Annotated in this window: 19 protein-coding genes; 10 read left to right on the plus strand and 9 right to left on the minus strand. The window is 72.7% G+C overall.

Features of this window, described 5'->3' with window-relative positions; all coding sequences use genetic code 11:
* Nucleotides 1-36 precede the first annotated feature (36 nt).
* The 3 genes from ACN263_RS13765 to ACN263_RS13775 are packed head-to-tail and all read right to left on the minus strand — an operon-like array spanning nucleotide 37 to nucleotide 3,236.
* Nucleotides 37-906, minus strand: coding sequence for an NAD(P)H-hydrate dehydratase (locus ACN263_RS13765; RefSeq protein WP_422740197.1), 870 nt, complete (start codon nucleotides 904-906; stop codon nucleotides 37-39).
* A complete protein-coding gene (locus ACN263_RS13770) occupies nucleotides 890-1,621 on the minus strand; it encodes a histidine phosphatase family protein (protein WP_422740198.1) in 732 nt (243 codons plus the stop codon). Before ACN263_RS13770 ends, ACN263_RS13765 begins: the two co-directional genes overlap by 17 nt.
* A 55-nt stretch (nucleotides 1,622-1,676) precedes the next feature.
* Nucleotides 1,677-3,236 carry a glycosyltransferase family 39 protein gene (locus ACN263_RS13775; RefSeq protein WP_422740199.1) on the minus strand — a complete coding sequence of 520 codons (1,560 nt, stop codon included), beginning with the start codon at nucleotides 3,234-3,236 and terminating at the stop codon, nucleotides 1,677-1,679.
* 205 nt (nucleotides 3,237-3,441) lie between these two features.
* Between ACN263_RS13775 and ACN263_RS13780 the strand changes: the two genes are divergently transcribed.
* Both ACN263_RS13780 and ACN263_RS13785 read left to right on the plus strand, forming a co-directional pair.
* Nucleotides 3,442-4,332 (plus strand): glycosyltransferase family 2 protein, encoded by an 891-nt coding sequence (locus tag ACN263_RS13780; protein ID WP_422740200.1) that lies wholly within the window; start codon nucleotides 3,442-3,444, stop codon nucleotides 4,330-4,332.
* A gap of 202 nt (nucleotides 4,333-4,534) precedes the next feature.
* Nucleotides 4,535-5,506 carry a DNA polymerase domain-containing protein gene (locus ACN263_RS13785; RefSeq protein WP_422740201.1) on the plus strand — a complete coding sequence of 324 codons (972 nt, stop codon included), beginning with the start codon at nucleotides 4,535-4,537 and terminating at the stop codon, nucleotides 5,504-5,506.
* Between the two features lie 15 nt (nucleotides 5,507-5,521).
* On the opposite strand, the gene ACN263_RS13790 is transcribed toward ACN263_RS13785, so the two are convergent.
* The gene (locus ACN263_RS13790) at nucleotides 5,522-5,965 is read right to left on the minus strand and encodes an Lrp/AsnC family transcriptional regulator (RefSeq protein WP_422740703.1); all 444 of its coding nucleotides are present in this window, start codon (nucleotides 5,963-5,965) and stop codon (nucleotides 5,522-5,524) included.
* Nucleotides 5,966-6,134: 169 nt separating this feature from the next.
* Between ACN263_RS13790 and pdhA the strand changes: the two genes are divergently transcribed.
* The 4 genes from pdhA (at nucleotide 6,135) to ACN263_RS13810 (ending at nucleotide 11,564) form a co-directional block, all read left to right on the plus strand.
* On the plus strand, nucleotides 6,135-7,301 hold the full coding sequence (pdhA, locus tag ACN263_RS13795) for a pyruvate dehydrogenase (acetyl-transferring) E1 component subunit alpha (RefSeq protein ID WP_422740202.1): 1,167 nt from the start codon (nucleotides 6,135-6,137) through the stop codon (nucleotides 7,299-7,301).
* Nucleotides 7,298-8,302, plus strand: coding sequence for an alpha-ketoacid dehydrogenase subunit beta (locus ACN263_RS13800; RefSeq protein ID WP_422740704.1), 1,005 nt, complete (start codon nucleotides 7,298-7,300; stop codon nucleotides 8,300-8,302). Before pdhA ends, ACN263_RS13800 begins: the two co-directional genes overlap by 4 nt.
* Nucleotides 8,299-9,747, plus strand: a complete 1,449-nt coding sequence (locus ACN263_RS13805) for a dihydrolipoamide acetyltransferase family protein (RefSeq protein ID WP_422740203.1) — start codon at nucleotides 8,299-8,301, stop codon at nucleotides 9,745-9,747. Before ACN263_RS13800 ends, ACN263_RS13805 begins: the two co-directional genes overlap by 4 nt.
* Before the next feature lie 137 nt (nucleotides 9,748-9,884).
* A complete protein-coding gene (locus ACN263_RS13810) occupies nucleotides 9,885-11,564 on the plus strand; it encodes a right-handed parallel beta-helix repeat-containing protein (protein ID WP_422740705.1) in 1,680 nt (559 codons plus the stop codon).
* A 60-nt stretch (nucleotides 11,565-11,624) separates the two neighbouring features.
* Here the strand turns inward: ACN263_RS13810 and ACN263_RS13815 are convergent, their stop codons facing one another.
* Complete coding sequence (locus ACN263_RS13815; RefSeq protein WP_422740204.1) at nucleotides 11,625-13,721, minus strand: PQQ-dependent sugar dehydrogenase; 2,097 nt, start codon at nucleotides 13,719-13,721, stop codon at nucleotides 11,625-11,627.
* A gap of 20 nt (nucleotides 13,722-13,741) precedes the next feature.
* A complete protein-coding gene (locus ACN263_RS13820; protein ID WP_422740205.1) occupies nucleotides 13,742-14,716 on the minus strand; it encodes a sugar phosphate isomerase/epimerase family protein in 975 nt (324 codons plus the stop codon).
* An 893-nt stretch (nucleotides 14,717-15,609) separates the two neighbouring features.
* Here ACN263_RS13820 and ACN263_RS13825 point away from each other — a divergent pair.
* The gene (locus ACN263_RS13825; protein ID WP_422740206.1) at nucleotides 15,610-16,878 is read left to right on the plus strand and encodes an Ig-like domain-containing protein; all 1,269 of its coding nucleotides are present in this window, start codon (nucleotides 15,610-15,612) and stop codon (nucleotides 16,876-16,878) included.
* Between the two features lie 122 nt (nucleotides 16,879-17,000).
* Here ACN263_RS13825 and ACN263_RS13830 read toward each other — a convergent pair whose 3' ends face one another.
* The gene (locus ACN263_RS13830) at nucleotides 17,001-18,017 is read right to left on the minus strand and encodes an SMP-30/gluconolactonase/LRE family protein (protein WP_422740207.1); all 1,017 of its coding nucleotides are present in this window, start codon (nucleotides 18,015-18,017) and stop codon (nucleotides 17,001-17,003) included.
* Nucleotides 18,018-18,205: 188 nt separating this feature from the next.
* Between ACN263_RS13830 and ACN263_RS13835 the strand changes: the two genes are divergently transcribed.
* Nucleotides 18,206-18,628 (plus strand): STAS domain-containing protein, encoded by a 423-nt coding sequence (locus ACN263_RS13835; RefSeq protein WP_422740208.1) that lies wholly within the window; start codon nucleotides 18,206-18,208, stop codon nucleotides 18,626-18,628.
* Between the two features lie 99 nt (nucleotides 18,629-18,727).
* Here the strand turns inward: ACN263_RS13835 and ACN263_RS13840 are convergent, their stop codons facing one another.
* Nucleotides 18,728-19,120 carry an FKBP-type peptidyl-prolyl cis-trans isomerase gene (locus tag ACN263_RS13840; RefSeq protein ID WP_422740209.1) on the minus strand — a complete coding sequence of 131 codons (393 nt, stop codon included), beginning with the start codon at nucleotides 19,118-19,120 and terminating at the stop codon, nucleotides 18,728-18,730.
* Between the two features lie 147 nt (nucleotides 19,121-19,267).
* Nucleotides 19,268-19,825 (minus strand): hypothetical protein, encoded by a 558-nt coding sequence (locus tag ACN263_RS13845; RefSeq protein WP_422740211.1) that lies wholly within the window; start codon nucleotides 19,823-19,825, stop codon nucleotides 19,268-19,270.
* Nucleotides 19,826-20,017: 192 nt separating this feature from the next.
* On the opposite strand from ACN263_RS13845, the gene ACN263_RS13850 reads away from it, so the two are divergent.
* Together ACN263_RS13850 and ACN263_RS13855 are read left to right on the plus strand one after the other, a co-directional pair.
* Nucleotides 20,018-20,707, plus strand: coding sequence for a CBS domain-containing protein (locus tag ACN263_RS13850; protein ID WP_422740212.1), 690 nt, complete (start codon nucleotides 20,018-20,020; stop codon nucleotides 20,705-20,707).
* 144 nt (nucleotides 20,708-20,851) lie between these two features.
* Nucleotides 20,852-21,805, plus strand: coding sequence for a TerC family protein (locus ACN263_RS13855; protein WP_422740213.1), 954 nt, complete (start codon nucleotides 20,852-20,854; stop codon nucleotides 21,803-21,805).
* The last annotated feature ends 14 nt before the right edge of the window (nucleotides 21,806-21,819 follow it).

Below are 21,819 nucleotides of genomic sequence, written 5' to 3' on the forward strand. Positions count from 1 at the left end.
GAGGCGAAACAGCCGAACTCCGCTCACATCTCCTGGTCAGACGGTGGCTAGGGTACGCGGGATCTCGTCGAGCAGTTCCCGGGCCAGGAAACCGATCCGGCCGTACCGGGGGATCAGTCGTTGGCCGCTCACGGCGTGCGCGAACGCCCCCCAGCAGGCGGCCCGCGCCGGGTCGGCGCCCCGGGACAGCAGCCCGGCCAGCAGGCCCGCGAGTACGTCGCCGCTGCCGGACGTGCCGAGGCCGGCGTCGCCGCTCTCCTCGCGCCACCCGCGCCCGTCCGGGGCGGCCACGTGCCCGTAGAGCGAGACCACCGCGTCGTACCGGTGCGCCAGCTCGGCGGCCTCGGCGCTCAGGTCGTCACCGGGGTCGCGGCCGAGCAGGTGGCCGGCCTCGGTGACGTTGGGGGTGAGCACCACCGGGCGACCGGAGCCGACCAGCAGCTTCGGCTCGTGGCTCAGCGCGCCCAGCGCGTACGCGTCCAGGACCAGGGGGGTGCGCGGCCCGGCCGCCGCCAGGACGAGGTCGAGCAGTCGGCCGGTCTCCTCGATGCCGGTCAACCCGGGGCCGAGGGCCACCACGTCGGCCGCCGCGACCAACTCGCCGAGCTGGCCGGCCCGGTCGGCGGCGACCGCGCCGTCGGACGTCTCCGGCAGCCCCACCACCAGCGCCTCCGGCACCTGGATGCTCAGCGTGGCGGCGGTCGACTCGGCGAGGGCGAGCTGGAGCACCCCGGCGCCGGCGCGCAGCGCGGCCACCCCGGCGAGCAGGACCGCACCGGGGGTGAAGCGGGAGCCGCCGACCACCAGGACGGTGCCGCGGCTCTCCTTGCCGCCGGCCGGCACCGGCAGCGCCCAGTCCCGCAGCAGCGCCGGCGTGATCACCTGCACCTCAGACCGGTTCGGCATGGATCTCGTCCTCCCTGGTCGCCTCGGTGCCCTGCCGGTGCAGGTGGCCGACCTCGTTGAATCCGCCCAGCCGCAGGCTGCCCCGCTCGTCGGCGGACCAGTCGGTGATCGAGCAGTTGGCGATCACGTGTTCGCGGGTCAACGCCATCAGCTCCGGCTCGGTCAACCCCTCGATGAGGTAACGCAACAGGAAGACCAGCGCGTCGTGGCCGAACAGCAGGACCCGCTGGCCCTCGTGGTCGCGGCGCAGGTCACCGAGGAGCGTCCGCAGGCGCAGCGCCACGTCGGTCCAGGACTCGCCGCCGGGCGGTCGGTAGTAGAACTTGCCCAGCCGGTCACGGCGCTCCGCCTCGTCGGGAAACCGCCGGCGCACCCCGTGCCCGGTCAGGCCGTCCAGGATGCCCAGCTCCCGGTCCCGCAGCCGCTCGTCCCGGCTCACCGGCACCTCGGTTCCGTGCAGCGCCAGTTCGGCCGTGGACACCGCCCGCAGGTACGGCGACACCACCGCGACGTCGGGCCGTCGGTCCTCGGGCAGCCCCGCGAGCCAGCGGCCGGTCGCCCGCGCCTGCTCCTCGCCGGTGTCGGAGAGCGGGACGTCGGCGTCGCGGTGGCTCAGAGCGATCAGGTCCGCGCCGGTCTCCTCGGCCCGGGTGGCCGCCACGTTCGCGGTGCTCTCCCCGTGCCGGATGATCCAGAGCGTCGACAGTTCCGCCATGCCGACCCCCTACCCGGGCGCGGCACGGGGTAACCGTGCCGCGCCGGGCGTCGACTCAGCCGCGCCGTTGCAGCAGGGCCACGGTCATCCCGGTCACGTGGTCGACGCGGACCACCTCGTAGCGCTCGGTGAGCACGGCGGACTGCTTCTTCGGCAGGCTGGCCAGCGGTGTGTCGGTGACGGCCGGCAGCAGCACCCACAGTCGCGGCTCGTCGTGCAGGCAACGGGCGGGGTTGGTGCAGGCCGAGTTGAAGAGTTCATTGCGTTGGATCGCGGAACGCTGCTCGAAGACGTTGCGCAGCTTCACGTCCTCGGGAAGGTAGTACCGGACCCCGCCCTCGGCCGCCCACCACCAGGCGCCACCGACCACCAGCCCGTCGCCGGGTTGGTAACCGGCCTCGACCACCTGCGCCGCCTCGGAGTACCCGAACGGCGCGAACGCCCGCTTCTGCGGATAGGTGTACCAGCTGTGCGAGTACTCGGCGCGCAGTGCGAGCTGGCCGGGCACGCTCAGGGCGGCGAGCACCACCAGACCCACCACGACCAGTGGGACGCGGCGCAACGCGGCGAGACCTGCGCCGGTGAGCACCGCCCAGGCCGGCAGGACGAAGAGCAGGTACTTCGAGAAGAAGTAGTTGATGTCGCCGGTGGAGGCCAGCAGGACCACCGGCAGCGGCACGGCGGCGATGAGCGTGAACATGACGGTCCGCGCGGCGGTGTCGCGGCGCAGGTGGGTCAGTACACCGACGACGGCCAGCGCGGCGACGGCGAAGGCCAGCAGCACGGAGCCGAGGACCTGTTCCCAGACCGTCCAGGGCGCGCTGTCCGGGATCCAGCTGATCTGCCGGCCCGCCTGCTTCATGCCGCGCAGGATCACCGGGGCGGCGATGCCCACGCCGGCCAACGCGGCGAGCCCGAACCAGACCACCGACCACCACCGACGCTCCCGCCAGCAGTGGATCAGCACGGCCAGGCCGTGCCCGATCAGGAGGGTGAGCCCCACCACATTCGCCAGGCCGATACCGGCCACGGCGAGCGTGTACGGTGCCCAGCGCAACCACCCCGGCCGTTCCAACGCCCGGAGCAGGAACAGCGTGGCCGCGGCGGCGGCGAGGACGACGAAGGCGTACGACCGGGTCTCCTGCCCGAAACGGGTGACCGTGGGCACGAGGGCGAAGGTGAACCCGCCGGCGATCCCGGCTGTCTGGCCGAAGATCCGTCGCCCGGCCAGCGCCACGCACGCGGTGGCCAGAATCATGGCCAGCGCCGACGGCACCCGCAGGGTGGTCGGCCCGCTGCCGAAGACGGTGGCCCAGGCGTGCATGAACAGGTAGTACGCACCGTGCACGGCGTCGACGTTCTTCAGCATTCCCAGGATCTGGCTGGTGGAGCGGTTCGCCAGGTCGGCGGTCACCAACTCGTCTTGCCACATCTCCGGGCTGCCGAGTCGCCAGCCGACCGCGAGGGCCGCGAACGCCGTCGGCCAGAACCAGACACTGAGCGCCAGCCGGCGGACGAAGGGAAGTCGTCGGCGGGCCGGCTCGGTGGTCGGCGGGGGTGAGCCCACGTTGGTCTGCGCGGGGGGCGCGTCCGTGATGGCGGCACGGTCTGGCATCGGCGTCCAATCCGGGGGCGTGCGGTGGGCGCGACGATGATAGCCCCGGGAAAGGCGTCAGCGGAGCCGTCGTCCCGGTGCGCGAAGGCGGTGTCGCGACGACCGGCGGGCCGGTTCGCCGGTACTGGATCCGGACGCCATGCCTGATAATGTGGCCCGCGCCCGTCGCGCACGTCCACCACGCACAGTAAGGCCCGGGGAACCGATGATTGTCGACATCATGTTGCCGTACTACGGGAGCGTGCCCCTCATGCAGGCGGCGGTGCGCAGCGTGCTGGCACAGACCGACCCGGGCTGGCGGCTGACCGTGGTCGACGACGGCACCGAGCCGGGCGTGCCGGAGTGGTTCGCGCAGATCACCGACGAGCGGGTGCGCTACCAGCGCAACGAGCGCAACCTCGGCATCACCGGCAACTTCCGCAAGTGCGTCGGCCTCGCCGAACACGAGTACCTGGTGATGATGGGCACGGACGACATCATGCACCCCAACTACGTGGCGACGGTGCGGTCGGTGATCGAGCAGTACCCGGGCGTCGGCATGGTGCAGCCGGGAGTCGAGATCATCGACGCCGACGGCACGGTGGTCAACACCATCGTCGACGAGGCCAAGCGGCGGCTCTACGCACCGCGCGTCGAGTCCCGGGCGCTGATGGGTGGCGAGGAACTGGCGGCCAGCCTGCTGCGCGGCTGCTGGTTCTACTTCCCGTCGATCTGCTGGCGGACGGACGCGCTCAAGGCCGTCAACTTCCGCGAGGAGCTCCAGGTCATCCAGGACCTCGCGCTGGTGATCGATCTGATCCAGCGGGGCGAGCAGATGGCGGTCGACACCACCCTGTGCTTCCAGTACCGGCGGCACGCGGTCAGCAAGTCTTCCGCCGACGCGATCACCGGCTCCCGGTTCGACGAGGCGCGGGCGTTCTTCGTCGACGTCGCCAGGCGGATGGACGAGCAGGGCTGGCCCCGGGCGGCGCGGGCGGCCCGCCGCTACATGTCGTCCCGGCTGCACGCCATCACGCTGCTGCCGACGGCGATCCTCGCCGGCCGGATGACCGGTGTGAAGAGCCTGTCGCGGCACGCGTTCGGACCGGGCCGGTAAGCGACCACGACCAGGGGGCGGCCACGACCGTCGAACGGCGGCAGCGCCCGTGACATGGTCCACCTCCTCGTCGACACGAGCGAGGTGCCGACCGACCTGATCGAGGCCGAACAGACCGGCGGTCCGGCCGCGCAGCAGCACGCCACGCTGGCCACCGGCCGGTAGCCCACCGGCTCCGCCGCCACGTCGTACCCTCGGGGGCGTGGCCACGGCGGCGGAGGAGATCCGGGTGGGGGAGCGGCTGGTCCGCGTCTCCAGCCCCGACAAGCCGTACTTCCCGGAACGCGGGCTGACCAAGCTGGACGTGGTCCGCTACTTCCTGGCGGTCGGCGACGGCATCCTGCGGGCGCTGCGCGACCGGCCGACCATGCTGGAACGGTGGCCGCGTGGCGTCTTCGAGGGCGCGACGATCGCGACCCGGCAGACCAACCGGGGGGACGCCTTCTACCAGAAGCGGCTGCCGGCGGGCGCCCCCGAGTGGGTGCGCACCGCCCACATCACCTTCCCCAGCGGCCGGACCGCCGACGAGGTCGCGCCGAGCGAGCTGGCCGTGGTGATCTGGGCGGCCAACCTGGGCACCCTGCGCTTTCATCCGTGGCCGGTGTCCGCCCGTGACGTGGAGCGGCCGGACCAGTTGCGCATCGACCTCGACCCGCTGCCCGGCGTCGGCTTCGAGCAGGTGGTGCCGGTGGCCCGGGAGGTGAACGCGTTCCTCGCCGAGCTGGGCATGACCGGCTACCCGAAGACCACCGGTGGGCGGGGTCTGCACGTGTACCTGTCGATCGAGCCCCGGTGGAGTTTCGGCGAGTGCCGCCGGGCGGTGCTCGCGCTGGGGCGCGAGATGCAGCGCCGGCTGCCGGAGCTGGTCACCACGACCTGGTGGCGCGACCAGCGGGACCGGCCGGTCTTCGTCGACTACAACCAGATGTCCCGCGACCACACCATGGCGTCGGCGTACTCGATCCGGCCGACGCCCCGGGCGTTGGTGTCGGCGCCGTTGGACTGGGCGGAGCTGGACGACGCCCGTCCGGAGGACTTCGACGTGCTCACCGTGCCGGCCCGGTTCGCCGAGCGCGGCGACCCGCACGCCGGCCTGGACGGTGACCGGCACTCGCTGGAACCTTTGCTGGAGCTGGCCGACCGCGAGGGCCTGGAGGCGCCGCCGGAGCGGTGACCCGCCGCGGCCGGTCTACCGCCACGGGCTCTGCGTCCCGTCGAACTCCTCGAAGACCAGCCACGACCGGGTCGACAGCACCCCGGCGATGCGCTGCACCCGGTCGAGCACGACGTCCCGCAGGGCGGCGTTGTCCGGTGCCCGGACCAGAGCCAGCACGTCGTGCTCGCCGCTGAGCAGCGCGACGTGCTCGACGTAGCGCACCTGGGCCAGCTCGGCCGACACCTCCCGCCAGGTGTTCTGCTCGATCGTCAAGGCCATGTACGCCGAGGTGCCCAGCCCGGCCGCCTCCGGCGCCACCTGGGCCCGGAACCCCGTGATCACGCCGTCACGCACCAGGCGCTCGACCCGGGCGTACGCGTTGGTGCGTGAGATGTGGATCCGCTCGGCCAGGGTGCGCACCGAGGTTCGCCCGTCGCGGACCAGCTCGGCCAGGATCCGCCGGTCGACCTCGTCCATGGCTCGGGCCGATCGTCCCGCGCCGGGCGTCCGGCCCTCCTCGTCTTCGGTCTCCTGGCTCACCGATCTGTCTCCCACATGCCAAACGTCCCGCCTTCTTCGTGGATCTTGAGTCAATCATCCGTCAGGCGGAAGCATAGGCTCACCACACGTCCCAGGAGGTCCCGCCGTGACGACCACACCCCAGGCGGTCCGCAGGGCATCCCCGCGCGCCCGTCGGACGGTCACCCCGCCCGACCCGGCGCGTCCGCTGCTGCCGGCCGCCGACCCGGTCCGCCTGCTCGACGAGACCGGCACCCCGTTGCCGGCCCGCACCGACTACCCGGAGCCGCCCGTCGAGGCGCTGCGCGAGCTGTACCGCCGGATGGTGCTCGGCCGCCGGTTCGACACCCAGGCGACCGCGCTGACCAAGCAGGGCCGCCTCGCCGTCTACCCGTCGTCCCGGGGCCAGGAGGCGTGCCAGGTGGCCGCCACCCTCGCCGTCCGGGACACCGACTGGGTGTTCCCCACCTACCGGGAATCGATGGCGCTGGTTGCCCGGGGCATCGATCCGGTCGAGGTACTCACCCTGCTGCGCGGCGACTGGCACTGCGGCTACGACCCGACCGAGGTACGCACCGCGCCGCAGTGCACCCCGCTCGCGACCCAGTGCGTGCACGCCGCCGGCCTCGCCCACGGCGAGGCGTACCAGGGCCGCGACACCGTGGCGCTGGCCTTCATCGGCGACGGCGCGACCAGCGAGGGCGACTTCCACGAGGGCGTCAACTTCGCCGCCGTGTTCAAAGCGCCGGTCGTCTACTTCGTGCAGAACAACAGGTACGCCATCAGCGTCCCGCTGTCCCGGCAGACCGCCGCGCCGTCGCTGGCGTACAAGGGCGTCGGCTACGGCGTACCCAGCGAGCAGGTCGACGGCAACGACCCGGTGGCGGTGCTCGCCGTGCTCACCCGCGCGGTCGCGCACGCCCGCGCCGGCAACGGGCCGTTCCTGGTGGAGGCACACACCTACCGGATGGAACCGCACACCAACGCCGACGACGCCAGCCGCTACCGCGACGGCGCCGAGGTCGACGCCTGGCGCGACCGGGACCCGGTCGCCCGCCTCGAGACGTACCTGCGCGCCCGTGGGGTGCTCGACGACGCGGCGGTCGCCGAGATCGCCGAGCAGGCCGAGGCGTACGCGGCGGACCTGCGGACCCGGATGAACAGCCAGCCCACGGTCGACCCGCTGAGCCTGTTCGAGCACGTCTACGCCGAGCCCACCCCGCAGCTCGTCGAGCAGCGCGAGCAGGTCCGTGCCGAGCTGGCCGCCGCCCGCGACGAGGAGGGTGACGCCTGATGGCCACCACCATGGCGAAGGCCCTCAACACCGCCCTCGCCGACGCGCTCGCCGCCGACGACAAGGTCGTCGTCTTCGGTGAGGACGTCGGCCAGCTCGGCGGCGTCTTCCGGATCACCGACGGCCTGCAGGCCCGCTTCGGCGAGGACCGCTGCTTCGACACGCCCCTGGCCGAGGCCGGCATCGTCGGCTTCGCCGTCGGCCTGGCCATGTCCGGGCTGCGGCCGGTCGTCGAGATGCAGTTCGACGCGTTCGCGTACCCGGCGTTCGAGCAGATCGCCTCGCACGTGGCGAAGCTGCGCAACCGCACCCGGGGCGCGCTCAGCGTGCCGATCGTCATCCGGGTGCCGTACGCGGGCGGGATCGGCGGCGTGGAGCACCACTGCGACTCGTCCGAGGCGTACTACGCGCACACCCCGGGCCTCAAGGTGGTCACCCCGGCGACCGTCGACGACGCGTACTCCCTGCTGCGCGAGGCGATCGACGACCCCGACCCGGTGGTCTTCATGGAGCCGAAGAAGCTCTACTTCGCCAGCGCCGACGCGGACCTGCCGACGCGGACCGCGCCGTTCGGCCGGGCCGTCGTGCGCCGGCCCGGCCGCGACGCCACCCTCGTGGCGTACGGGCCGGCGGTACCGGTCGCCCTGGAGGCCGCCGAGGCCGCCCGCGAGGAGGGCTGGGACCTGGAGGTCGTCGACGTGCGCACCATCGTGCCGTTCGACGACGCCACCATCACCGCGTCGGTCCGCCGGACCGGCCGGTGCGTGGTCATCCAGGAGGCCCCCGGCTTCGCGGGTGTCGGCGCGGAGATCGCCGCCCGGGTGCAGGAGCGCTGCTTCCACGCGCTGCACGCCCCGGTGCTGCGCGTCGCCGGGCTGGACATCCCGTACCCGGCGCCGATGCTGGAGCACACCCACCTGCCCGGCGTGGACCGCGTCCTGGACGCGGTCGCCCGCCTCCAGTGGGACGACCAGCCGGATGCGCGTTGGGCGGCGGCATGACCACCGTCGAGCGGACCCAGGTCTTCCTCCTGCCCGACCTGGGCGAGGGGCTGAGCGAGGCCGAGATCGTCGAGTGGCGGGTCGCCGTCGGTGACGTCGTCGAGGTGGACCAGAGCGTGGTCGAGGTGGAGACCGCCAAGGCGGTCGTCGACGTGCCCTGTCCGTACGCCGGACGGGTGGTGGCCCTGCACGGCGCGGCCGGCGAGGTCCGCCCGGTCGGCCAGCCGTTGATCACCATCGCGCCGCTGGACGGCGGCGACGAGCCCCCCGGGCACGCCACCTACCGCGAGGAGGAGCGGGCCGGCTCCGGCAACGTCCTGATCGGGTACGGCACCGGCCACGGCGGCGCCACCCGGCGTCGACGTCGACCCCGGCTGGCCCTCGCCCCCGAGCCGACCGACTCCGCTGCGCGGGACGCCGCCGCGACCGTCGTCGACCCGGCCGACGCCGGGGCGGCGCAGGGTGCCACCCGGGTCGCGCCCGGATCGGCCGGCGTTGCCCGGTCCGACGCGGGCACGCCGACCGGGACCGGGCCAGCGTCCCACGCCGGCGGCAGCTCGTCGTCCGCCCTGGTCATCTCGCCGATCGTGCGCCGGTTGGCCCGCGAGCGCGGCGTCGACCTCGCCACCGTGCGGGGCACCGGGCCCGGCGGCGTGATCCGTCGCGCCGACGTGGAGGCCGCGCTCACCGCGCCCACCGCCCGGCTCGCCGCCGTGCCCGACCCGCACGTCGCCCTGGCCCCGGCCGGGGACGGCGACGTGATCGTTCCGCTCACCGGCGTCCGCAAGGCCATCGCCGACAAGCTCTCCCGCAGCCGGCGGGAGATCCCCGAGGTGACCATCTGGGTCGACGTGGACGCCACCGGGCTGCTGGAGACCCGGGCGGCGATCAACGCGGCGACGCCCGACGCCCCGGTGAGCATCCTGGCCCTGCTGGCCCGGATCTGCCTCAGCGGCCTGCGCCGGTACCCGCAGCTCAACGCCCGCGTGGACACCGAGGGCCAGCGGATCGTCCAGTCCGCCGGCGTGCACCTGGGGATCGCCGCGCAGACCGACCGGGGCCTGCTGGTGCCGGTGCTGCGGGACGCCCAGCGGCTCAGCACCGCCGAACTGGCCGCCGCGCTGGCCGAGACCACCGCGGCGGCGCGGGCCGGTACGCTCGCGCCGGCCCGGCTCACCGGCGGCACCTTCACCCTGAACAACTACGGGGTGTTCGGCGTGGACGGCTCCACGCCGATCATCAACCACCCCGAGGCGGCGCTGCTCGGGGTGGGGCGGATCGTGGACAAGCCGTGGGTGGTCGACGGGCAGTTGGCCGTCCGCAAGGTCACCCAGTTGAGCCTCACGTTCGACCACCGGGTCTGCGACGGCGGGGTGGCCGGCGGCTTCCTGCGGCACGTCGCCGACTGCGTGGAGCGGCCGGCGCTGCTGATCGCCGCCGTCTGACGCGTACCCGCCGAGCCCCGGCGTCGCCCGCGCGGCGTCGGGGCTCGGCGCGTGCCCCGGGGTTTCCCGGCGGTGTCACCGGGAAGTCGGCCCCGCCGGTACGCGCCGGACGCGTCGAAGGGAGCCGACAGGTGGGCGTGGCGAACGAGCTGCTACTCAACTCGATCCGGGTTCGGCGGCCCGCCGCGGCCGGCGCGCCGCTCTACTGCGACGCCCGGGAGTACGGCCTGACCGGTGACGGCGCGACCAACGACCAGCCGGCCCTGGCCGCCCTCGTGGACCGCCTCGGGGAGGGGTACGCCTCGGACGGCCGGGCCCGCGTCATCTACTGCCCGCCGGGCATCTACTCGATCCGGGACGCCGGAACGGTGTGGCGCAGCGGCGTCTCCCTGGTCGGCGCCGGCCCGGCGGCGACCCGGTTCATGCTCAGCAACGAGGGCAACCGCGCCGACCCGACCCCGCTGGCCTTCTGGACCACCGTGCAGCACGGCGCGGACCGGGACCGCCACATCGCCGACTGCACCTTCGCCGACTTCCAGATCGACGGCTCCGGCGTCGCGATGGCCGAGTACAGCTACCTCGCCAAGGGCCTCGGTCTGCAGTACGTCGTGCGCGGCGTGTTCCGTAACCTCTACATCCACCACACCGCCGCCACCGGGCTGGGCTGCGACTTCCTCCAGGACTCCCTGATCGACGGCGTGGTGGTGGTCGGCTGCGGCCGGCTGGACAACGGCGAGCAGATCGGCGGCGCCGGGATCGGCGTGGGCATCGGCGGGTGGGGCGCGGTCGAGCGCCTGACCATCGCGAACTGCACCACCCTGGCCAACGGCACCAACGGCATCTTCCTCGAACTGCAGAAGGACTACTGGACGCCACCGCGCGGCTACCGCATCGTCGGCTGCCACAGTCAGGGCAACCGGTTCGGCATCTCCGACTGGGGCGCCGACGGTCTGATCGTCTCCGCCTGCACCATGGTCGGCAACCTGGAGGCCGGCTTCGACATCTCCGCCATGGGCACCGCCGGGGTGGCCGGGCGCGGCGGGCTGGTCGCCGACTGCGTCATCGACGGCAACATCCGCGACGGGGTCAGCGTCGGCAACACCCCGGGCCCGTACACCATCCGGGGGAACCGGATCAGCGGCAACGGTCAGCACGGCTACCACGCGCACGACCTCGGCCGGGGCTACCAGGGCCCGGTGCGGGACGTCGTGATCGAGAGCAACGACTTCTGGGGCAACGGGCTGGACGCCATCCGGATCGACCACCAGATGACCGACGCGGTGCTGCTCAACAACCGGATCCGTAACAACGGACGGCAGTACGCGGAGGCCGCCAGCGGCAGCGGCGAGACCGTCCGCTACTCCGAACGGTCGGTGGTGGACCGGTCCGCGAACTGGCCGCACGACGGTCACCGGGGCAAGGTCCTGCGGGTGGGGCGGGCCGTGGCCATGGTCGCCGCGAACACCGGTGACGAACTGACCCTCGCCCCGGTGCGTCCCGACGGCATCAGCGCGTGGAGTGGGGACATCCCGCCTCCGGGCTGCGGGTACGAGCTGTCCGCCGCGCCCGAGCGGCGGGCCGGCATCACCATCGACGCGGCGTTCGACTCGGCCACCATCCGTGGTAACCGGATCTGGGACAACCACGACGATCGGACCCAGACCCACGGGCTGTGGATCACCGGGCGGGGAAGCTGCGTGGACTGCCGGGTCGAGGACAACGACCTGGCCGGCAACGCCGAGGACGGGATGTGCCTGGACACCCCTCCGGTGGGTGGACGGTGGCGCGACAACCACGTCGACAGCGACTGGGAATGAACGCCGAGGCGGCGGCGACCGGAACGTTCTCCGGTCGCCGCCGCTGGTGTGGTGGGCCCGTCAGCCGGCCAGGCCGGCCACCGGGGTCGGATCGAGCACGACCGTCGCCGAGGCGGTCTGCGGCGGCACACCGGGCTCCGTCGGCGCGTCGGTGTACTCCGCGACGAAGACGGCGGTCAGGTTGTCGGCACCGCTGTGCCCGCCGTCCACGAAGGTCGGGATGGTGCCGGAGCACCCGGTCGCCGTGGAGAGCGGGTGCCCGTGCTCGTCGTGGCCGAGCACGTAGGTGACCTTCACCCGGGAGCAGTCCACCGGCAGGTCGTCGGTGACCTTGACCTCGTACGCCACCGTCTGGCCGAACTGGAAGGGCTGCCCGGCCACCGGGGCGACGAACTCGACGACCGGCGCGGTCGGCCCGATCAGCAGCGGCAGGGTCGCCGCCGCCGACCGTCCGGTGCGGTCGGTCACCTTCAACGTCGGCGTGTACGAGCCGTTCTCCTGGAACGTCCACGACGGGTTCGCCTCGGTGCTGTCCACCGAGCCGTCCGCGTCGAAGTCCCACGCGTAGCTCAGCTTGTCACCGTCCGGGTCGGTGGTACCGGCGCTGGAGAACGCCACGGTCAGCGGGGCCTGCCCGACCGTCGGGGTACCACTGATCTTCGGGATCGGCGTCCGGTTGCCGCGCACGAAGTCGATCCGCGAGAGCTGGGCGTCCGGGTTCTCGGCGAAGTACCCGTCGCCGTACTCCAGCACGTAGAGCGCGCCGTCCGGGCCGAACTCCATGTCCATCGGGTTGTCCACCACGATCGACGGCGCCACCGGCCGGATGTCCGTGACGTCGCCGTCGGTGTCGAGGCGGAACTCCTTGATGTAGTCGCGGCTCCACTCGTAGAACAGCGGCACCCCGTCGTAGTAGGCCGGCCACCGGGTACGCGACGTGCTGGTCCCGTCGTAGTCGTACGCCGGGCCACCCATCGGGGCGATGCCGCCGGTGCCGAGCTGCGGGAACTCGGCCGAGGCGGCGGCCGCGTACCAGACCTGCGGGGCCTCGACCGGCGGCAGTTGCCGCTTGCCGGTGTTGTGCGGTGAGTCGTTCACCGGGCGCTTGCAGTTGAACTTCGGACCGGACTCGCCGGTGGCGAAGTCGTAGTCGCGGTAGGCGATCGTCGGCGTCACGCAGTACGGCCAGCCGTAGTTCGCCGGCTTGTCGACCACCATCCACCGACCGTGCCCGGCCGGCCCGCGCTCCGGGTTGGCCGTGGACGCGTCGGGGGAGTAGTCGCCCAGGTACACGTTGTCGGTACGCCTGTCGACCACGAACCGGAACGCGTTACGCAGCCCCATCGCGTAGATCTCCGGCCGGGTCTTCGCCGTGCCCGGCTTGAACAGGTTCCCGGCCGGCACCGTGTAACCGCCGCCGGGCTTCACCTTGATGCGCAGCAGCTTGCCGCGCAGGTCGTTGGTGTTGGCCGCGGTGCGCTGCGCGTCGTACGCCGGGTTGCGGTCGGCCCGCTCGTCGATCGGGACGTAGCCGTCGGAGGCGAACGGGTTGGTGTCGTCACCTGTCGACAGGTACAGGTTGCCCTTGCTGTCGAAGTCGATCTGGCCGCCGACGTGGCAGCAGATGCCCCGGTCGGTCGGCACGTCGATGATCTGCTGCTCGCTGGCGAGGTTGAGCTTCATCCCCTCCAGCTTGAAGCGGGACAGCCGCAGCGCGCCCCGGAACCGCTGCCAGTCCGCCTCGGTGCCGACCAGCGGGGCGTCCCCCTCGTTGACGTCCGGCGTGGCCGGGTCGTCCACGGGGGTGTCCAGGGGCGGGGAGTAGTAGAGGTACACCCACTTGTTCTGGGCGAAGTTCGGGTCGATGGCGATGCCCTGCAACCCCTCCTCGTCGTGCTGGTACACGTCGATGTCGGCGGCGAGGGTGTTCAGCCCGGTACGGGGGTCGTGGATGCGGACCTCGCCGGTCCGGGAGGTGTGCAGCACCCGCAGGTCGGGCAGGACGGCGAGGCTCATCGGCTCGCCCGGGAAGTCGTTGAGCGTCACCTTCTGGAAGCTGCTGTCCGGTGGCGGGGCCGGCGCGGCGGTCGCCGTCGTCGGCGCGGCCAGCCCGGCGGTCACCAGCAGCAGGGCGGACGCGAGTGCGGTCCGGTTCATCTGGTAGCCCTTCATGATGCTCAGTACCGGAGTGCGGCGAGGTAGTCGAAGCCGACCCGGGCGGTGTCGAGGGCGTCGGCGGGCAGCCGCGGCGAGGTGCCCGCGTCGTCGCGCTCCACGATGTACTCCTCGATGCCCGCCTCCCGCTCGTGGGCGAAGATGCGGCCGAAGTCGATGACACCGTCGCCGAGGTCGGCGAAGCCACCCTCGACGTCCAGGTCCTTGACGTGCACCTGACGGATCCGTCCCCGGTTCTCCCGGATCACGTCGACCGGGTCGTGCGCGCCACGCCAGGTCCAGTACAGGTCCAGTTCGAAGTGGACCAGCCGGGGGTCGGTCTGGCTGGTGAGGATCTCGAAGCCGGTCGAGCCGTCGGTCAGCGGCACGAATTCCAGCTGGTGGTTGTGATAGCCGAAGTCGAGGCCGGCCCGCTCGGCGAGCCGGCCGGCCTGGTTGAGGTCGCGGGCCAGGGCACGGTAGATGGCCGGGTCCCGGTACGGGCGGCCCTCGGCGTCCCGACCGAAGTACGGGTGGACGATCTTCTTGCAGCCCAGCGTGTTGGCGTCGGCGAGGGCGCGTTCCCAGGTGGCGGCATCGAACGGTTGCGGGATGCCGGTGTGCCCGGAGGTGGCGCGCAGCCCGGCGGCGTCGAGTGCGGCGCGGAACTCCGCGGCCGTACGTCCGACGAAGCCGGCGTGCTCCACCCGCCGGTAGCCGATGCGACGCAGGGCGGCGAGGGTGCCCGGCAGGTCGGCGGTGAGCTGGTCGCGCAGGGTGTAGAGCTGGATGCTGATGCGGTCCACCGGCACCCGACGCCGCCCGTGGGACTGGCCCGCGGCGGCGGTGTCACCGGCGGGCGCCGCGCTGGCCGGGCCGGCGAGAATCCCGGCGGCGCCGACGGCGGCGGCGGAGACTGTCGCGGCACGGAGCAGTCCGCGCCGGCTGACCGGCTCGGAGGTCACGGTCGGCTCCGAGCGGTTGGCCTGGTGATCCATGGTGGTGGTTCCTTCCTGACGGATGGCGTGCCGTCGGCAGCGGTCAACCGGCCGTCCGGACCGGGGCGCGCCGAACCGGCCGGAGGCGTGCTCCGGCGGGACGGTGAGGTTGACGCGTTATGCGCGGTCGGTGACCCGGCGGGTGGACCGCGGCCGACCCCGGCAAGGGCGGCAGGCAGGCTGATCGACGAATGGGCAACCCTCTATCTGGAACGCGACCCTACCCTTGACTCCGGACAAAGGCAAAGCTCCCTCGCGATCAGCAGAAGTTTCGCTCCACCTGACAAAAGTCCACCCACCAGGTGCGGGCGCGTGAGTCCCACACCCCACCCGCCGTGCCGATCTTGCACTTTCTGCGCCGACATACCGGGGCATTCCGCCCTTATCGGCGACCGAAAGTGCAAGATCGACGGGGGAGGGGGTCGGGCGGGGCGGGGGCTCGCGTTTTGTCCGGCTTGTTCCGTGCGCCCGGGGCGGGCTCGTCAAGATCTGCGCAACTTCGGGGATGTTGCTGTGTCCCGCGCTGCGGAGGCAGCAACATCGGGGAAGTTGCGCGGATCTTGCCCGCCCCCCCGCCCAGCCCTGCCGCCCGCCCAGCCCCGCCCGCCCTGCCGCCCAGCCCCGCTCGGCCTGCCGGGCTCTTGTGCCTGCTGTGGGAGTCGTGCGATCGGGGGCGATAGGTGGCGTCGGGGTCGGACCGGACGTTGCGGGTCGGCGGGCATGCGGACGGGCGGAGGGTGCGCACAGCCGGCAGTGGTGCGCTTTTTCGACAACCGGCGCAGTGCGGGAAAATGTGTCGATAAATGCGCGCGCGATTATCTCCGAATGCCTGAATGCTCCTGTCGAGGCGACCAGAATGTGACCGAGGGAAGCCGAAAACGGGGGGACTGAACATGACGTCTAGGCGGCGATTGACGCTGTTGGCGGTAACTATCGCAGCCGCACCGCTCGTGCTGGGCGGGTGCACCGTCGGCCGGGACTCGGCGGCCGGGCCGGCGAAGGGACACGCCGCCCCGCCGGAACTCACCGTCACACCGGGCGACAAGACCCGCGACGTACCGGTCAGCGCCGAGGTCGGCACGGTGGTCAAGGGTGGACGGGTCACCGCCGTCCGACTCACCGATGACAAGGGCGCGCAGGTCAAGGCGGAGCCGCGCGAGGACGGCTCGGGTTGGGTGCCGAGCGCGCCGCTGCAACCTCGGCGTACGTACACCGCGGAGGTGACGGCGACCGGCGACTCGGGCGCGACGACGACCCGGACCACCACGTTCACCACCATGGCCGCGTCCACGAAACCGCAGGTCACCAGCACGCTCTATTTCGTCGGCAACCGGACGTACGGCACCGCCATGCCGGTGACCGTCGCGTTCGACCCGGCAATTCCGAAAGAGGCCAGGGCGGATGTGCAACGTCGATTGTTCGTGAAGACGAATCCGCCGCAGCCGGGCACCTGGTCGTGGCTGGACGACGGAAGTCAGGTCTATTACCGGGCGCCTGATTTCTGGCGTCCGGGGACGACTGTCAGCGTCCGGGCCGGCCTCCAGGGCCTGCCGATCGGCAAGAACCTGGTGGGGGACGCCGAGCGGACCGCGACGTCGAAGATCGGCAAGCAGGTCTCGTTGGAGATCGACAACGCCACGAAGCAGATGTCGGTGCTGCGCGACGGCAAGCTGATCCGCCGCATCCCGGTCAGCCTGGGCAAGCCGAGCACGCCGAGTTCCAGCGGCAAGATGGTGATCATGGAGAAGCACGAGCGGACCACCTTCGACACCCGGGGTGAGCCGAACGGCGGCTACGTGGTCGACGTCGACGACGCCCAGCGGCTCACCTGGGGCGGCGAGTTCATCCACTCGGCCCCCTGGTCGGAGGGCGAGCAGGGCTACACCAACACCTCGCACGGCTGCGCGAACGTCTCCGCCACGGCCGCGGACTGGCTGATGGGGGTGACCCAGGTCGGCGACCTGGTCACCGTCAAGGGCACCGAGGTCGAGTTGCAGCCCGGCAACGGCTGGACGGCGTGGAACGTGAGCTGGGACGAGTTCGTCAAGGGCAGCGCGCTCCCGGTGCCGCCGGGGCTCAAGCCCGCGCCGGTCGCCCCGGCGCACCCGGGCGCGGTCGCCGGCGGGTCACCCGCCCCGGCGCCCTCGGTGAGCGGTCGCTGACACGTCCTCGCAGGCCGGTCCACCCCACCCGGTGGGCCGGCCTGCCCGCGCCCGGGGGCGGGCCCACCCGCCCGCGTCGGGGTCGGGCGTCGCAGAGGGCGCGGCCCGAACGCCCGACCTTTTCACCCCAGGGGTACGCGGGCCACGCCGGACCCGGTCAGGCTGCCCAGCCAGAGCTGGTCGCCGTGCTGTCGTACCCCGGTGATCATCGAGTAGCGCCCGGTCGGGCCGTGCAGCGTACGACGGACCGTGCCCTCGCCGTCGACCAGCGCGACCAGCCCGTAGCGGCGTGGCTGCGGCTGCAGGGCGTCGGGCAGCAGCGCGGCGAGCTGGCGCAGCCGCGGGTGCGGCAGCAGCCGTTCGGCGATCGGCACGCGGGGGCTGGGCAGGGCGATCCAGTACGTCCCGTCGCCCACGGCGCAGAGATTGTCCGGGTACGCGGGCAGGTCGGCGAGTACCCGCACCCCGCCGCCCAGCTCGACGCGGAGCAGCCGGTGGGTGGTGGTCTCCACCAGCATCAGCGCCGACTCGTCGGGCGTCAGCGCGATCCCGTTCGGGAAGTACAGCGCCTCGGCCACCACCTCGGTACGCCCACTGCCCGGGTGGTGGGCCAGCACGCGACCGTTGGGGCGGTGCTCCAGCAGGTCCCGTTTCCAGTGCGAGACCGGAAACCGGTCCGACGAGTCGGTGAAGAAGACGGTGCCGTCGCGGGCCACGGTCGCGTTGTTCGCCAGGTGCACGGGCGGCGCCGTTCCGGTCAGCTCGCGGACCGCCCCGTCCGGCGTGACCCGCAGCAACCCCCGGTACGCGTCGCAGACCACCAGAGCCTCCCCGGCCGGGTCCAGCTCGATGCCGAGCGGCCGGCCGCCGGTCTCGGCCAGCAGCCGTCCCCGGGTGCCGGCCGGCGCGTCCACCGGCCACCACCAGAGGTTGCCGTCCTCGTCGCCGCTGACGACCCGACCGGTCGGGTCGACGAGCACGTCCTCGGGCCCGACGGCTCCCTCGGGCAGGGGCAGGAGGTCGACCTGGTCGAGGCGGCGGTCGGTGGCCGCCCACACGCCGCGCAGCGGAGGCGGGACGGTGGCCGTTTCGCGGACCGGCCGGATCAGCCGGGGCGGCCGGGGTCGGGGGATCACCATCGGCTCATTCTCCAACGCCGATGTGCGGCGTGCCCGTGCGGCACGCCACCGGCCGTTCGGCCGACCCCGAGGGCCCTGGCCTGCGCCTTCAGGCGGATGGGGGGAACCCTGGGGGATGACCCTGGACGTACCCGGAATCACTCCCCGGACGGGCGAAACTGTCGGTGGTGGCGGCTAGATTTCAGGGCATGGGAGAGCGCAGCGACCGGATCGACGTGCAGGTCAGCGTGGGTGACCAGGTGGTCCAGGTGCGGGTGGCCGGCGAGGTCGACATCGCCACGGTGGCCGCGTTCCGGTCCGCGTTGTGGTCCGTGCCGGTGCGCCCGGTGGTCCAGCTCGAGCTGTCCGGGCTGCGGCTGCTCTCGGCCGCCGGGGTGCGGGCCCTGCTGGCGGCGCATCTGCGCGTCCGGGCGCGGGGCGGCGAGCTGGTGGTGGTCGACCCGACGCCGGTGGTGGCCCGCGTGTTGCGCGCCACCGGCCTGCACCGGGTGATGCCGATCCTCGAGCCGGCCCGGGTCGTCGAGGCCGCCCGCCGTGGGGCGCCCGCCGATCTGGTCGCCGGTGTCCGCCGTCCGCCGGCCGCGGCCGGTGACCTGGTGCTGGCGGCCTGACCCGACCGGGCGGTCCGTCCGAAGAGGGTGTCCGGACGTCGACTCAGACAGGGACAGGGGCCGTCCCGCGTCGCGCCGGACGGCCCCTGTCCCTGTCGATCAGCGCACGCCGAGCAGGTCGACGATGAAGATCAGCGTCTCGCCCGGCTTGATGACGCCGGCGGCGCCGCGGTCGCCGTAGCCCAGGTGCGGCGGGATGGTGAGACGACGACGGCCGCCGACGCGCATCCCGGCCACGCCCCGGTCCCAGCCGGCGATGACCTGACCGCCGCCGAGCGGAAACTCGAACGCCTCGCCCCGGTTCCAGGACGAGTCGAACTCGCCGCCGGTAGAGTGCGACACGCCGACGTAGTGGACGCTCACCAGTTGGCCGGGCTCGGCCTGCGGGCCGTCGCCCACGGTGATGTCCTCGATCACGAGGTCGGCCGGCGGCGCACCCTCGATCGGACCCACCTCGGGCTTGCCCGATCGGGCGCCTGCTGCCTGGTTCATGCGGGATCTCCTGCCGTGTCGTGGTGATGTCTGCGGTCACCGTCGATCCTGCCGGATCGCCGGTGACCGATGGCGGCACACCCCGAACCCGGCGCACACGACGGTGGCGGGCGTCACCCGGAGGTGACGCCCGCCACGCGGGGATGTTCACCGCAGCCAGGGCGCCTGCCGGACGATCGGCAGCCTCGCCCACACCTTCCCGAGGCCCAGGGTGTCACCGGCGTTGAGCAGCGCCAGGACGGCGAGCACCGCGGCGTAGATCAGGTGGTCGTCCATGAAGAGGTTGTTCTCCGGAGGCAGGACGGCGGTCCACATGAGGACCAGCAGCAGCCCGCCGGTGACGGCCGCGACCCGCATCCCGACACCGAGCAGCAGCGCGATGCCGATCCCGGCGAGGCCGGCCATGAACAGCCAGTCCGCCCAGGCGGCGCCGGCGATGTTCGTGTACACGTCCTTGAACGGGCCGGCGACCCCGAAGGTGAGGAAGCCCTTGGTGGGGCTGCCCCCGTTGATCCAGGCGTTCTTCGACTCGGTCTCGTGGCCGAGGCCGAACAGCTTGTCGAGGAAAGCCCAGAGGAAGATCCAGCCGAGCGCCAGCCGGGTGCCCGCCAGGACGTACCGGGCGGCCCTCTCCCGGGTGGTGCCGGCCGCCGGAGCGGTGGTCTCGGCGGTGGTCCGCTCGATCGTCGCGGTCATGGTGTCCACGTCCCTTCTCAGCCTCGCACCGCGCTTCCCGGTGGCATCTCCATTGGACGCCCGGTGGGCGGCCCGGCAGCAGGGTCGACCGGACCGCACCGGCCCGGGACCTTGGACCCCAGTTGGCCCGGCCGACGGACCCTGAGCACGGCCGCCGTCCGGCCGTAGCGTCGGGAGTGCAGGCACGAGAGGGAGGCCGTGATGAGGACCTGGCAGGTGGGTGACGTGATGACCCGGGAGGTCGTGACCGTGACGGCCGCGACGCCGTACCGGGAGATCGTCGACGTGCTGCTGCGCCGTGGCGTCAGCGCCGTTCCGGTGATCGACGGGTTCCGCCGGGTGCTGGGTGTGGTGTCCGAGGCGGACCTGCTGCACCGGATCGAGCGTGCCGGCGAGCCGGCGCAACGGCGGATCTTCGAGAGCCGTCGTCGCCGTGGCGCCCGGGGCAAGAGCGAGGCGTTGCTGGCCGGCGACCTGATGACGGCGCCCGCGGTGACCACCGGGCCGGACGCGACGCTTCCCGCCGCCGCGCGGCTGATGGACCACGAGCAGGTCAAGCGGCTGCCGGTGCTGGACGACCTGGGCCGGCTGATCGGCATCGTGAGCCGCGCCGACCTGCTGCGGGTGCACCTGCGTTCGGATGCCGAGATCCGCGAGGACGTGGTCCAGGAGGTGCTGCGCCGGGTACTGGCCGTGCGGGACGGCCTGGTGACGGTGGAGGTCCGGCACGGTGCGGTCACGCTGGCCGGCCGGCTGGACCGCCGCTCCGCCGTCGACCTGGCCGGTCGGCTGGCCGGCCAGGTCAGCGGCGTCGTGCAGGTGATCAACGCGATCGCCTACGAGGCCGACGACACGGCCGCCGATCCGGGCCAGTTCATGCCCGTCGCCTGAGCGGCCCGGCCGCCCTGCCGGTCTGGCCCGCGACCGGGGCCCTGACCGGCGGGTGCGCTTCGCCGGAGCGCCGACGGCCGGTGCGTCGTTCGCATAGGCTCGGGGAGCGCCGGCCGGCCGACAGCGGGCGGTGCGCCGTGGTCGATGCGGGGGGCACCGGTGGCGGAGGCGACGGTCGCGGTGCCGCCGTGGGCGTGGGCGGCGATCGGCGGTCTGCTCGCCCTGCTGCTCACGGTCGACGTGGTGGCCCACCGTGACAACCACGTCATCGAGCTGCGCGAGGCGCTGCTCTGGAGCGGGGTCTGGGTCGGCGCGGGCCTGCTGTTCGGGTTGGTCGTCTGGTGGGGGTTGGGTGGCGACCCGGCCATCGCGTACTTCTCCGGCTATCTGCTGGAGAAGGCGCTCTCGGTCGACAACGTGTTCGTCTTCGCCCTGCTCTTCGGCTATTTCCGGGTGCCACCGGGCTATCAGCACAAGGTGCTGTTCTGGGGCGTCGTCGGGGCGCTGACCTTCCGGCTGTTGTTCATCCTCGCCGGAGCGGAGCTGTTGGCCCGGCTCACCTGGGCCGGGTTCGTGCTCGGCGGGTTCCTGGTGTGGACCGGCTGGCGGTTGGCCGTACGCGGCAAGCCGGACGTCGACCCAAAGCGCAACCTGGCGGTGCGGCTGTTCCGCCGGGTGGTGCCGACGGACGCCCGGTACCACGGGGACCGCTTCACCGCCCGGGTCGGCGGGCGACGCGTGGCGACCCTGCTGCTGGTGGCGCTGATCGCCATCGAGGCCACCGACGTGGTCTTCGCCGTCGACTCGGTGGCGGCGATCCTCGCCATCACCACCACCACGTTCCTGGTCTGGACGGCCACCGCGTTCGCCGTGCTCGGGTTGCGGAGCCTCTACTTCTGCCTCGCCGGTCTGCTGCGGCACTTCGGTCACCTGCGCTTCGGACTGGCGCTGCTGCTCGCGTTCGCGGGGGTGAAGCTGATCCTGGCCGAGACGCCCGTGGGCAAGCTGCCGGTGTGGTTGACCCTCGCCGTGGTGGTGCTGACCCTGGCGGTCTCCATCTCGTCGAGCGTCGTGGCCGGCCGTCGCGCGTCGCGCTGACCCGCGCACGCCCG

It is taken from the genome of Micromonospora sp. WMMD729 (genome assembly GCF_049315225.1).
GTDB lineage: Bacteria > Actinomycetota > Actinomycetes > Mycobacteriales > Micromonosporaceae > Micromonospora.